The sequence below is a fragment of the Clostridium isatidis genome, assembly GCF_002285495.1.
Classification (GTDB): Bacteria; Bacillota; Clostridia; order Clostridiales; family Clostridiaceae; genus Clostridium; species Clostridium isatidis.
Map to the genome: position 1 here is coordinate 103,479 of NZ_CP016786.1, position 13,059 is coordinate 116,537.

A 13,059-nucleotide genomic window follows, 5' to 3' on the forward strand; every position below is an offset into this window, starting at 1 on the left:
ATGGCAAATAATATAACATTTATAGGTAAGGGCAAGCCTAATCCAAAGCATTTTGGAAAAACAATGCCTAAGTATGGACAAATAAAGAATACAATAGGAATAATTAGCGGTAAAGGCGGCGTTGGAAAGTCAACAGTAACAGGAATATTAGCTAGTACATTAAGTAAAAAGGGTTATAAAGTTGGTGTATTAGATGCAGATATAACAGGACCATCAATGCCAAGATTTTTTGGAGTAAATGGTAAAAGAGCAGGAATTGAACCAATAGATCAAGAAAACTTTAAATATGATCCTGTTATATCTGAGGGAAATGTAAAGATAATGTCAATGAATCTTATGATGCCTAAGGAAGATGAACCTGTTATTTGGAGAGGACCAGTAGTTACAAGCGTTTTAACACAATTATTTACAGATACTAAGTGGGGAGAATTAGATTATTTATTAATAGATATGCCTCCTGGAACATCAGACATAACCTTAACTGTTATGCAAAGTTTTCCAATAGATGAACTTATAGTTGTTTCTACTCCTCAAGATATGGTTTCAATGATAGTTAAAAAAGTAGTGAATATGGCAAAAAAGATGAATGTTCCGATAAGGGGAGTTATAGAAAATATGTCTTATATAAATTGCCCAGGATGTGATACAAAAATTAGAGTTTTTAGCAAAAAGTCTGCAGAAGAACATTCAGTTAATTTAGGTGTACCTTTACTAGGCGAATTACCTATTAATGTAGATTTAACAGAAGCTCTTGAAGAAGGAAGAGCTGAAGAGTATGTTAGAGATAATGATTTATATTCATTAATCTTTGAAGCATTATATTAATATATTACATATAAAAAATAAAAATAGGGAAATAATATTACTGGATTTTATAAAAGAAAGGGTGATATATTATGATAGCTAAAGTAGATCAAGATACATGTATTGGATGCGGATTATGTCCTACAATATGTGAAGATGTTTTTGAAATGGGAGATGAGGGAAAAGCTCAGGTAAAAGTGGATGTAGTTCCTGAAGGATCAGAAGATGCTGCAAAGGAAGCAGAAGAAAGTTGTCCTGTAAATGCAATAGAAGTTGAATAATAAAAGAAAAAGTGGATGATTAAATCCACTTTTTTTATTTTAAATAAATATTCCATTGTATATATAAATTAAATAAAGTCAGTAAGATTATTATGATAAACTTTAGGTCTATTACTAGTATTACAATTTAATTCACTTGTATTAATTTTGACCACAGAACCAATAGTTAAATAATCATTGACTTTATTAATGGGAACTTTAATTACAGTATCATCTTCTAATATGACAGAAGCTTCAAAATAATCATAATCAATAATTTTTCCCTTCAAAATAACACCACCTAATAATTAGTTAATGTTATTTTGTGCAATTAAATTATTTTAATACAAAAAGATAATTATTAATTTATTTGTTGTATAGCCAAACCAAGCAAGCCAGGACCAGCATGTACGCCTAAAGCTGGACTTATTTGAGATATATTTAAATCAATAATATTCTTTAAATTTTTAAGTGATTCCATAAATTTTTTAGCTTCTTCAAGAGCTCCCCCGTGAAGAACCCACACTTTACATTTACCTTTTTCTAATTCTTCCTTTAGTATGTCTGTTAATTTTGAAATAGATTGCTTTCTTCCTCTGGCTTTGCAAACAGAATAATATATTCCATTTTCATCTACTGTAATAATAGGCTTTAAATTTAACATTTGCCCAATCATTCCAGATACTTTTCCAATTCTTCCACCCTTAATAAGGTAATCTAGTGTACTAAGAGTAAAGTAGCCAGTAATTTTACTTCTTATAATAGGAATTTCCTTAATTATTTCCTCGAAGCTTCTTCCTTCTTTTATTAACTTAGCGGTTTCTAAGGCAACTATTCCTTCTGGCATTGCCAATATTTTTGTATCAAAAACAAAAGAAGTCAGCTTTGGATGATCTTCTAACAATAATCTAATAGAGTTATGAGTACCGGATAATCCACTAGATATAGTTATTGCTATAACATGAGTATATTCTTCTTTTTCTAAAGTATTTAAAATTTCTTCTATATCTTCAGCGCTAGGTAGAGAAGTTTTGGGAACTTCCTTATCTAAATTAGAATAAACCTCATCTGCTGATATCTCTAATATATCTTTATATTCGCCTGTTGAATAGGAAATTCTTAAGGGTAGTAATTTAATATTATATTCTTTCATTTCTTCAAGAGATAAATCGCAGGCGCTATCAACTAATAGTGCTATTTTTTGCATAATAATCCTCCCCGGATATAAATTTATATATTTTAATTTATGCTTAAACATTTACATTATTTAAACCAATTATATCATAACAGTCAAGTATAGCAATAGTAATAGATATTTATAAAAGCAAATTAATATTGTCAATATTAGATATTATTAAAAAAAACTGATTAAAGGTTAAAAATACCATTTATTCATATGAAATCTATGGAAATCTAATTAAGCTATATTTGATGAGAATATTTTTAAATAGTATAATAAATACTAATAACGATACAATATATTGTGTGATGGAGGAATGGTTAATGCTATATGTAGTGAAGAGGGATGGCAGAGAGGTTACCTTTGATGCATTAAAGATATCAAGGGCAATTAAGAGAGCAGCTGATGATGTTAAATCTAGCTTAAAAGAAAGTGAATTATTAGAAGTAGTAGGTAAGGTTCTTTCTTATATAGAACAATCTGAAAAAACTAAGATAACAGTAGAGGAAATTCAGAATTTAATAGAAAAGGCATTATTAGAAAGTGGTTATAATGATATACAAAGGGTTTATTCAAACTATAGAAGAGAAAGAACAAAAATAAGAGAAATAAAATCTGATTTAATGAAGGCTATTAAAAAGATAGGGATAGAAACAGATAGAGATAATGCAAATGTTGGGAATAATTTTAGTTCAAAGCTTTTAAGAATAGCATCTGAATCTAATAAGTGGCATAATTTAGCTGCTATGCCTAAGCATCTAGCGAAAGCTCATGAAAATGGAGATTTATACTACCATGATTTAGACAGTTATAACCTTACAATAAACTGTTTGCACATACCAACAGGAGAGGTATTACAAAGAGGCTTTAATACTGGATATGGAACTATTAATTCTCCTAAGAGAATAGAAACAGCAGCAGAATTATCTTGTATTTTGCTTCAATCATCTCAAAATGATATGTTTGGAGGTCAATCTCATCCTAATTTTGATAATGATTTAGGTGAATTTATAGAACCAACTAGGGAAGAAATAAGAAAAGAATTAATAGAACTTGGGATAAATGAAGAAAAGATTGAAGGATTAGTTGAAAAGAAATTAAGAAAAAGAGTTCATCAAGCAATGCAGGGAATTGTATATAATTTAAATACAATGCATTCAAGAGCAGGGTCACAAGTGCCATTTAGTTCAGTAAATTTAGGAATACCAGCCTCTGATGATGCTGCCTTAGTATGCGAAATATTCCTCCTTGAATATGAAAAAGGACTTGGAAAGGGAGAACAGCCAATATTCCCCAATATAATCTTTAGAGTAAAAGAAGGAGTTAATAGGGAACCGTCAGATAAATATTATTATTTATTTAAATTAGCTGCTAGAGTTGCTGCAAAGAGAATGAACCCTACATTTATGAATATAGATGCAGATTTTAATAAGGAATATTATGATAAGGGATATTTACCTGCAACAATGGGGTGTAGAAGTTATGTTATGAGTAATATAAATGGTGAGCCGGGTTGTGAAGGTAGGGGAAATATAGCCCCAGTAACAATTAATCTGCCTAGAATAGGAATTCAGGCAAAAGGAAATCTTAAAGAATTCTATAGAATATTAGATAAAAGATTAGAATTAGCTAAGGAATCTCTTCTTCATAGATATGATGTGCTAAAGAATCTAAAAGTTAAGGATCTTCCTTTTGTAGCAGGTCAAGGGTTGTTAAGGGGTTCAGAGGGATTATCTAAAGAAGATTCAATAGAACCTATATTAAAACAAGGAACATGGGGAATAGGTTTTATAGGACTTGCAGAAACTCTTGTAGCGTTAACAGGTTACCATCATGGAGAAAATACCGCTTCTAGAGAACTTGGATTTGAAATTGTGTCTCACATACGAAGTTTTGTAGATAAGGCTAAAAGTGAAACTAAACTTAATTGGAGTTGTTATGCAACACCAGCAGAAGGTCTTTCAGGCAAATTTATTGTAAAGGATAAAAAGATATTTGGTATTATAAAGGGAGTAACAGATAAGGATTATTATACTAATAGCTATCATATCCCAGTTAATTTTCCGATATCAATAAAGGAAAAAATAGATATAGAAAGTCCTTATCATAAATTATGTAATGCAGGACATATAAGTTATATAGAAGTTGATGATTATCCATCAGCAGATGTTATTATGGATATTATAGATTATGCTTATAAAAATACTAATATAAGCTATATAGGTATTAATTTTCATATAAGGTACTGCAAGGATTGTGGAACATATTTAGATAGCAGTTCTAGAAAGTGTAAAAGTTGTGGAAGTGAAAATATTCAAGGGGTATCAAGAGTAACTGGATATCTAGCTTTAGATGAAAGATTTGGACCAGGAAAATACGAGGAAAGAGCTGATAGACTTACTCATAGTGAAGTTAAGAGAAATAATTATAAACTAGTGTAATAGGTTTAGTTTATATTTTTTAAAAAAGTTATTAGTAGAGTAATAAAAAAGGAGAAATTCTTTAAGGGATTTCTTCTTTTTTTGTTTGGAAATTAAAGGAATTAGCAATGCAATGTTTTTAAAAATTCTTGCAAAAAATAATGCTAAACAGAAAAAAATAGGGAAATGTTATAAAAATATTGAATAAAATATAAAAAAACTTGCAATTTTTATAAAATTTATAGCCTTTTTCACTTGTTTATAATATGGGTATATGATAGAATAAAACACAATAGGGGTAAAATCTTAAGTGTTAATGAAGATAAATAGTGAGTAATAAGTAATAAGCAATAAGAAAAGAGTAAAAGTAAATAAAAGGGGGCAAGAGTTATGTCTATAAGAAATTTAAAAGACGGAAAAGAAATATACATTGTAGATACAACGCTTAGAGACGGAGAACAAACAGCAGGCGTTGTTTTTGCAAATGAAGAGAAAATTGCAATAGCATCAATGTTAAGTGACCTTGGAGTTGATCAGCTTGAAGTAGGTATTCCAACAATGGGTGGAGATGAAAAGGAAGCTATAAAGCAAATTGTAAAAAGAGTCAAAAATTCAAGCATTATGGCATGGAATAGAGCTGTTATAAAAGATGTAGAAGAATCAATAGATTGCGGAGTAGATGCAGTTGCAATATCAATATCAGTTTCTGATATTCATATAAAAAACAAGTTAAAAAAATCTAGAGAATGGGTATTAGAGAACATGGTTAAAACTGTAGAGTTTGCCAAGAAGAATGGATTATATGTTTCTGTAAATGGAGAAGATGCTTCAAGAGCCGATAGAGATTTCCTAGTAGAATTTATAAAAACTGCAAGAGAAGCAGGTGCAGATAGATTTAGATATTGTGATACTGTAGGAATAATGGAGCCTTTTAAAATATATGAAGATATAAAATATTTATATGATAAAACAAATTTTGATATAGAAATGCATACTCATAATGACTTTGGAATGGCAACAGCTAATGCTATAGCGGGAATAAGAGCAGGAGCTAATCATGTTGGGGTTACAGTGAATGGCCTTGGAGAAAGAGCTGGAAATGCAGCTTTAGAAGAGGTTATAATGGCTCTTATGATTGTATGCAAATATGAAGGAAATATTAAAACTAAGATGTTTAGAGAAATTTCAGAATATGTATCTCAAGCTTCAGGAAGATTTCTTCCATCTTGGAAGGCTATAGTTGGAGATAATATGTTTAAGCATGAATCAGGAATACATGCTGATGGGGCAATAAAAAATCCAAAGAATTATGAGGCCTTTGATCCTTCAATTGTAGGTTTAGAAAGGCAAATTGTTATTGGTAAGCATTCAGGAAAGGCTGCCATAATAAATAAATTTAAAGAATATGATATAGAACTTACTAGTGAGGATGCTGATAAAATCTTAGAAATGGTAAGGGCAACATCTGTAAGATTAAAGAGAAGCTTATTTGATAAAGAATTAGCCTTAATTTATAAGGGATACAAGTTACAAAAAGAAAATGAAATAAACTAAAGGGGGCAATTTAGATGGGAGATAATTTAGTATATAAAATATTGAAAAGTCACTTAGTAGAGGGAACAATTGAAACAGGAAAAGAAATTGGAATTAAAATAGATAGAACTTTAACTCAAGATTCAACAGGTACAATGGCATATCTACAATTAGAAGCTATGGAGATTGATAGAGTAAAGACTAAAAAGTCTGTTGCTTTCGTAGATCACAATATGCTTCAACAAGGTTTTGAAAATGCTGATGACCATAAGTTTATTCAAACAGTTGCTTCAAAGTATGGAGTATATTTTTCGAAACCAGGAAATGGTATATGCCATCAAGTATTTTTAGAGAGATTTTCAGTACCAGGAGAAACTTTAATAGGTTCAGACAGTCATACTCCAACAGCAGGGGGAGTTGGAATGCTTGCAATTGGGGCAGGAGGTTTAGACGTAGCTTTAGCTATGGCTGGAAGAGCATATTATATAACTACTCCAAAGGTATGTAAAATAAATTTAGTTGGCAAATTAAAACCAATGGTAACAGCTAAAGATATTATTCTTGAAGTTTTAAGAAGATTAACAGTTAAAGGTGGAGTTTCAAGAGTATTTGAATATGGTGGTGAAGGAGTAAAATATCTTTCGGTTCCTCAAAGGGCAACAATAACTAATATGGGAGCAGAACTTGGAGCAACAACTTCAATATTTCCAAGTGATGAAAGAACTTTAGAATATTTTAAAGCTCAAGGAAGAGAAGAGGATTATGTAGAGTTTAAGCCAGATGAAGATGCAGTTTATGATGAGGAAATAACAATAAATCTAGATGAACTTAAGCCTTTAGCTGCAAAACCTCATAGTCCAGACAATGTCGAAGAAGTTGAAAAGATTGGCAAGATTAAAATACATCAAGTAGCAATAGGAAGCTGTACAAACTCTTCCTATGAAGACCTAATGAAGGTTGCAAAAATATTAAAGGGTAGAAAGGTTCATAAAGATGTTAGCTTAGTTATAGCTCCAGGCTCAAGACAAGTTATGGAAATGATAGCTAGAAATGGAGCTCTGGCTGATATAATAAGTGCAGGAGGAAGAATATTAGAAAACTCTTGTGGTCCATGTATTGGTATGGGACAAGCACCTGGGACTAATGAAATATCTTTAAGAACCTTTAATAGAAACTTTTATGGTAGAAGTGGAACCTTAACAGCTCAAGTTTATTTAGTAAGTCCAGAAACAGCTGCAGTTTCAGCTATTTATGGGGTTCTTACTGATCCGAGGGAATTAGATGTAGATTTAACAGTAGAAATGCCAGAGAGATTTTTAATAGATGATTCTATGATAATTCCTCCAGCAGCAAATGGAGCAGAAGTTGAAGTTGTTAGAGGACCTAATATTAAGCCCTTCCCAGTAAATAAGCCTCTAGGAGAGGCTATAGAAGGAAAAATATTAATTAAGGTTGGCGATAACATTACAACTGACCATATAATGCCTTCAAATTCAAAATTATTGCCATTTAGATCAAATATTCCTTATTTAGCAGAGTATTGCTTTAATACTGTAGATGAAGAATTCCCTAAGAGGGCAAAAGAAAATAATGGTGGAATAATAGTTGGTGGAAATAACTATGGTCAAGGTTCAAGTAGAGAACATGCGGCTTTAGCACCATTATATTTAGGGGTAAAAGCAGTAATAGCAAAATCTTTTGCTAGAATTCATAAAGCAAATTTAATTAATAATGGTATTATTCCGATGGAATTTGCAAATGAAGCTGATTATGAAGCTATTGATCTTTTAGATGAATTAGTTATAGAAGATATACATGCAAATTTAGAAAAGGGAAAAGCAGAAGTAAAGAACCTAACTAAGAATTATAGTTTTGAAGTTAATATTAATTTAACTGAAAAAGATATTAAGGTAATTAAAGCTGGAGGTAAGCTTAATTTAGTTCATAGTAAGTAAATTAAAAGTAATCAGTATAGAATATTTTAAAGATGGTGAGAGAATAATTATTAATAAGCTGTATTTTAAATTTTATATTTAGAATACAGCTTATTTATTTTTCTAAGTTATTTAAAAAGAACTATACATAATGTAAAATTTATCTAAGGGATTTAATGATGGGAGGAATATTTTAATGAAAAATACGTTTAAATTAATTATTTTGTTAGCTTTTATAATAATTTTAGGAGTTTTTGGCTTAAATAATAAAGAAACAGTTATAGAAAAAGAAGAAATTGAAAATAAATCAGAAGAAGAAATAGAGGATATTGAAAAAATAAGAGAAATTAACATAACTGCAGTAGGGGATTTTCTAATACATAAGGAAATATTAGAAACTCAATATTACCCTGAAACTGACAGTTATGATTTTAAAAATACAATTCAATATGTAAAAAAATATCTAGAAGAAGCAGACCTAACGATTGCTAATATGGAGGGAACTCTAGCTGGAGCTGAAAACTTTGGATATTCTGGTTATCCTTCTTTTAATGCACCAGATGAATTGGCTGATGCAATGAAGTGGGCAGGAATAGATGTTGTTAATAATATGAATAACCACTCTTTAGACAGAGATGTAAGGGGATTTTTTAGGACAAGAGAATTCTTAGAGAGTAAGGGTTTTGATGTTATAGGAACTAGGGGAAGCAGTTCAGAAAACAGATATATAATTAAGGATGTAAATGGAATAAAGGTTGGAATTATTTCCTACAGCTATACTATGATGGCAGAAGGAGGATTAAGAGGCTTAAACGGAATTCCAATATCAACTGAAGTTTATGATTTAATGAATACTTTTAGGGAAGATACTTTAGATTCAGACCTTCAAAATATGAAGGAGCAAATAGAAAAAATGAGGGCAGAGGGTGCAGAACTTGTAATATTCTATATGCACTGGGGAGATGAATATGCTTTAGAGCCAAATGAAACACAAATTAGGATAGCTCAATTTTTAACTGATGAAAAGGTTGATATAATATTTGCAACTCATCCACATTCTATTCAACCTATTGATATTCTAAAATCAAGCGATGGAAGCTTTGAAACTCCTGTTATATATTCAATGGGGAATTTTCTATCAAGTCAAAGAACGGAAAGAATACAAAACCCTTATACAGAAGATGGAGTAATAGTTTCAGTTAAGGTAATAAAAGATCTTAATACAAATGAAATCAAGGTTAATTATCCTACATACTTACCAACTTGGGTTAATTGGTATGAAAAGGATGGAAGGTTATTTTATGAGGTAGTGCCAGCTACAGTAAATGATGCAGAATACCTAACTGAAGAAGGAAAAACAAGAGTTGTAGAATCTTTTAATAGAACTAAAAGTATAATAGAAAGTTATAATGATAAAATAGTTTTAGAAGATAATTAAGGGGGATTCTATATGAAAAAAACTATAAGACTTTCAGGAATTGCCTATGAAAGTTTAGTTAATGGTCCTGGAATACGAAGGGTATTCTTTTCTCAAGGCTGTAAGCATAATTGTAAGGGATGTTTTAATCCAGATACTCATGACTTCAATGCTGGAGAAGAAAAAGATATGGAAGAGCTTATTAAGGATACCTTAAGCAATCCAATAATTAAGGGAGTTACTTTCAGTGGCGGAGATCCCTTTGAAAGAGCAGTGGAGTTTTCTTACATGGCAAAAAGTTTTAAGGAAAAAAATTTAAATATATGGTGTTATACAGGATATACCTTTGAGGAAATATTAGAAAATATTGATAAAAGAAAGGGTTTTAAAGAACTTTTAAATAGCATTGATGTTTTAGTAGATGGAAGATTTATTGAAGAAGAAAAGGCGAACAATATAAAATATAGAGGTTCAAAAAATCAAAGGATAATAGATGTCCAAAAAAGTCTAAAGGAAAATAGAATAGTTAGAATAGAAGATAAATATGATGAAAAATAAAGGTATTTCTATGGATTTTAATTCATATTAGTGATATAATAAAATCCGAAAGAAAACAATAAATAATAAAATAGTATTCGTATATGCTTGATAATATGGTTTAAGTGTTTCTACTAGGAAACCGTAAATATCCTAACTACGAAGAATTAATTATTGCTATATAACTATAGCTTTATTACATGATATCTAAGGGCAAGCTGATTTAGAATACTATTAGAATGTAATAAGGAGATATTATATGGAAAAGCTTAAAGAAAAAATATTAAATGAAGGCAAGGTTAGAGAAGGAAATATATTAAAGGTGGACTGTTTTTTAAATCATCAAATGGATATTAAATTTTTAAATGAAGTTGGACAAGAATTTAGAGAAAGATTTAAGGATATTAAAGTAGACAAGATTCTAACCATTGAGGCTTCAGGGATTGGAATAGCAGCAATAGTTTCACAATATTTTGATTATGTTCCAGTAGTATTTGCTAAAAAGACAGAAAGCTTAAACTTAGATAAGGAAGTTTATGAAGCAGAAGTAGCTTCCTTTACAAAGAAGAAAACTTATAAGGTTAGAGTTGGCAAGCAATTCATAAAAGAAGGCGAAAATATATTAATAATAGATGACTTCTTAGCTAAAGGTTGTGCTGCTAAAGGAATGATAGATTTAGTTAATCAGGCAGGAGCAAACTTAGTTGGAATTGGGATAGTTATAGAAAAGGGCTTCCAAGAAGGAAGAGAAGTGCTGGAAGGAATGGGAGCAAGGGTTGAATCTTTAGCTATAATAGATAAATTTGAAGATGGAAAAATAGTATTTAGATAATTAATAATTAACAATAAACAAAAAGACTTAGCAGAAGCTAAGTCTTTTTGTTTTATAATATAAAATTATTAAATTCATCAGATTACTTTTTTACCTACTATCTGTTATCTATTAAGATAGTATTCCATAACATTTCTTACCTTTGGAACAGTAAAATGGCTATGTCCTCTATCCTTAACATCTTCAATAATCATAGCTAAGGAAATTTTTGATGTATCTGTATCAACAGAAACAAACCATCCATTTTCGGTACCTGAAGTATCATCTTGGGATTGTTTTATTTCGGCAGTACCTGTTTTTCCAGCAACTCTAAAGCCAGGAACGGCCCCATCTGGAATTGTAGCACCAGGATCATTAATTAAGGCTGTAAATGCATCTATTAATACTGGTAAATTATCATTTAATATAGCTTGTTCTTTCCAAACTACTGCTTCAGAATTTTCGCTTATTACTAATCTTGGCTTCATTATATTACCTTCATTAGCTAAAGCGCTGTAGGATAAGGCCACATGTAAAGGTGTCATCATTATTTCACCTTGTCCATATCCTGTATCTGCTAATAGAATTTCATTATCTAAATTTCCATCATTAGAAATTTGAGAAAGTTCCATTGGATATTCAAAAGGTAGTTCTTCACCAATTCCAAACTTTTTAATGCCATTAATAAATTTTTCACTGCCTAATTCTAAAGCTACTTGACCATAATAGATATTATCTGAATGGTTGACAGCATCTTTTAAGCTAACTGCTTTTCCTGGATCTGTTACTCTGGTTATTTTATAATCTCCCCAAGAATTATCCTTTTGCCAAGTTAAACCTTCAATATCTCTAGTAGAATTAGGGGCTATTATAGTATTTTCTAAGCCAATTACAGAAGTTAAAAGTTTCATTGTTGATCCAGGAGAATAGATTTTATTAAATCTATTTATTTCATCAGCATCCCCTATTTCTTCCCATTTAGCTTTCTGCGTTTTAGTTACATAAGTTGTAAATACATTGGAATCAAAAGATGGAGAGCTTATCATAGCTAACACTTCACCGGTTTTAGGATTTACAGCAGTTGCAGCTCCTTTTTCACCATTCATTTCACTATATATTTTCTTTTGAAGCTCTGTATCAATGGAAGTTTTAATATCCTTTCCATCCTTACTTTCTATAGATGCTATAGTTATTTTTTCTGTAGCTCGTTCTATATATATTTCAGCAAAATCTTGTCCTCGTAAAGTTTCTTCAAATACTTGTTCTAAGCCAGCTTTACCAATTAGGCTTGTATCATGATATCCTTTACCCTTATTAGCTTCTAGTTCTTCAGCAGTGATATTTCCTATATAACCGATTAATCTACCAAAGGCTTCACCACCTTTATAAACTCTACCTTCCTTTTCTCTAATTAAAATACCTTCTTCTTCTCTATTCTTTAAGTTAGATAACCTAGTATCCTCTGGTAATATATCAACTAAAGGAATAAAATGTTCTGGATTAGTATTTTCGTTAAGTTTTGTTTTTATATTATCTTCGCTTATATCAAGAGTACTTGCAATTTCAGTTATTTTAGCATCTATATCACCCTTATTAAATTTAGCTGGATAAATACCAACAGTGTTAAGAATTCCATCTTGAGCTAGAGGATTACCATCTTTATCTAATATGCTGCCTCTTTTTGCTGGAACTGTATTAACCCAAACTTTATCATCCTTAATCATTTGAGGAAATATTAAACCTTCATCCCATTTTATTTTATATTCTTTGTTTTCTTTAATTAAGGATAATTTATAACCAGTAAGAGTTATATTTCCAGCTATAGAATTCATAGTTACCTTAAATGGAATATTAACTCCATCTTTTTCTTTTGCTCTATCCCCATCAGGTTCTACTATTAGATCATTAGCATTTATAGCAGAAAATATATTATTATATCTAGTAACGAAATCTTTTTCAGATAAGCTTTCTTTTATATCTTCAGTTAACATTTCGTACATACCACTATAATCAGCTTGTACCCATTTTTCAACATAAACATCAAAGGTTTTTTGAGCTTTATCTAGACTAGAACATCCAGACGTTAGAAGTATAAATGATAATAATAGTACAGATACTATTATTGGTTTTTTATTTTTCATATATAAAATTACCTCCATTTTT

The 13,059-nt window shown here is 30.3% G+C and carries 11 protein-coding genes and 1 riboswitch; of the genes, 8 read left to right on the top strand and 3 right to left on the bottom strand.

Annotated features, from left to right (window positions below):
• Positions 1–825 (top strand): Mrp/NBP35 family ATP-binding protein, encoded by an 825-nt coding sequence (locus tag BEN51_RS00465; protein ID WP_119864168.1) that lies wholly within the window; start codon positions 1–3, stop codon positions 823–825.
• Between the two features lie 71 nt (positions 826–896).
• Positions 897–1,085, top strand: a complete 189-nt coding sequence (locus BEN51_RS00470; protein WP_119864169.1) for a ferredoxin — start codon at positions 897–899, stop codon at positions 1,083–1,085.
• Between the two features lie 68 nt (positions 1,086–1,153).
• Here BEN51_RS00470 and BEN51_RS00475 read toward each other — a convergent pair whose 3' ends face one another.
• Entirely contained in the window at positions 1,154–1,354 is a 201-nt protein-coding gene (locus tag BEN51_RS00475; RefSeq protein WP_119864170.1) for a hypothetical protein, read from the bottom strand.
• 71 nt (positions 1,355–1,425) lie between these two features.
• A complete protein-coding gene (locus tag BEN51_RS00480) occupies positions 1,426–2,271 on the bottom strand; it encodes a DegV family protein (RefSeq protein ID WP_119864171.1) in 846 nt (281 codons plus the stop codon).
• A gap of 296 nt (positions 2,272–2,567) precedes the next feature.
• Between BEN51_RS00480 and nrdD the strand changes: the two genes are divergently transcribed.
• The 6 genes from nrdD to BEN51_RS00510 all read left to right on the top strand — a co-directional run bounded on the left by nrdD (position 2,568) and on the right by BEN51_RS00510 (position 10,917).
• Positions 2,568–4,685, top strand: coding sequence for an anaerobic ribonucleoside-triphosphate reductase (nrdD, locus tag BEN51_RS00485; protein WP_119864172.1), 2,118 nt, complete (start codon positions 2,568–2,570; stop codon positions 4,683–4,685).
• Positions 4,686–5,054: 369 nt separating this feature from the next.
• Positions 5,055–6,218, top strand: a complete 1,164-nt coding sequence (nifV, locus tag BEN51_RS00490; RefSeq protein ID WP_119864173.1) for a homocitrate synthase — start codon at positions 5,055–5,057, stop codon at positions 6,216–6,218.
• 14 nt (positions 6,219–6,232) lie between these two features.
• Positions 6,233–8,152 (top strand): aconitate hydratase, encoded by a 1,920-nt coding sequence (locus BEN51_RS00495; protein WP_119864174.1) that lies wholly within the window; start codon positions 6,233–6,235, stop codon positions 8,150–8,152.
• Between the two features lie 175 nt (positions 8,153–8,327).
• Positions 8,328–9,569: a CapA family protein gene (locus BEN51_RS00500; protein WP_119864175.1), complete on the top strand. Its 1,242-nt coding sequence runs from the start codon at positions 8,328–8,330 to the stop codon at positions 9,567–9,569.
• 12 nt (positions 9,570–9,581) lie between these two features.
• Entirely contained in the window at positions 9,582–10,106 is a 525-nt protein-coding gene (gene nrdG, locus BEN51_RS00505; protein ID WP_119864176.1) for an anaerobic ribonucleoside-triphosphate reductase activating protein, read from the top strand.
• Positions 10,107–10,163: 57 nt separating this feature from the next.
• A riboswitch (purine riboswitch) is annotated at positions 10,164–10,265 on the top strand.
• 79 nt (positions 10,266–10,344) lie between these two features.
• Positions 10,345–10,917: a xanthine phosphoribosyltransferase gene (locus BEN51_RS00510; RefSeq protein WP_119864177.1), complete on the top strand. Its 573-nt coding sequence runs from the start codon at positions 10,345–10,347 to the stop codon at positions 10,915–10,917.
• Between the two features lie 104 nt (positions 10,918–11,021).
• On the opposite strand, the gene BEN51_RS00515 is transcribed toward BEN51_RS00510, so the two are convergent.
• Positions 11,022–13,037, bottom strand: a complete 2,016-nt coding sequence (locus BEN51_RS00515) for a penicillin-binding transpeptidase domain-containing protein (RefSeq protein WP_119864178.1) — start codon at positions 13,035–13,037, stop codon at positions 11,022–11,024.
• Between the last annotated feature and the right edge of the window lie 22 nt (positions 13,038–13,059).

What these genes read in the sequence shown, in the direction of transcription:
- BEN51_RS00465 (WP_119864168.1), top strand. Translation starts at nt 1, where the DNA reads ATGGCAAATAATATAACATTTATAGGTAAGGGCAAGCCTAATCCAAAG.
- BEN51_RS00470 (WP_119864169.1), top strand. Translation starts at nt 897, where the DNA reads ATGATAGCTAAAGTAGATCAAGATACATGTATTGGATGCGGATTATGT.
- BEN51_RS00480 (WP_119864171.1), bottom strand. Translation starts at nt 2,271, where the DNA reads ATGCAAAAAATAGCACTATTAGTTGATAGCGCCTGCGATTTATCTCTT.
- nrdD (WP_119864172.1), top strand. Translation starts at nt 2,568, where the DNA reads ATGCTATATGTAGTGAAGAGGGATGGCAGAGAGGTTACCTTTGATGCA.
- nifV (WP_119864173.1), top strand. Translation starts at nt 5,055, where the DNA reads ATGTCTATAAGAAATTTAAAAGACGGAAAAGAAATATACATTGTAGAT.
- BEN51_RS00495 (WP_119864174.1), top strand. Translation starts at nt 6,233, where the DNA reads ATGGGAGATAATTTAGTATATAAAATATTGAAAAGTCACTTAGTAGAG.
- BEN51_RS00500 (WP_119864175.1), top strand. Translation starts at nt 8,328, where the DNA reads ATGAAAAATACGTTTAAATTAATTATTTTGTTAGCTTTTATAATAATT.
- nrdG (WP_119864176.1), top strand. Translation starts at nt 9,582, where the DNA reads ATGAAAAAAACTATAAGACTTTCAGGAATTGCCTATGAAAGTTTAGTT.
- BEN51_RS00510 (WP_119864177.1), top strand. Translation starts at nt 10,345, where the DNA reads ATGGAAAAGCTTAAAGAAAAAATATTAAATGAAGGCAAGGTTAGAGAA.
- BEN51_RS00515 (WP_119864178.1), bottom strand. Translation starts at nt 13,037, where the DNA reads ATGAAAAATAAAAAACCAATAATAGTATCTGTACTATTATTATCATTT.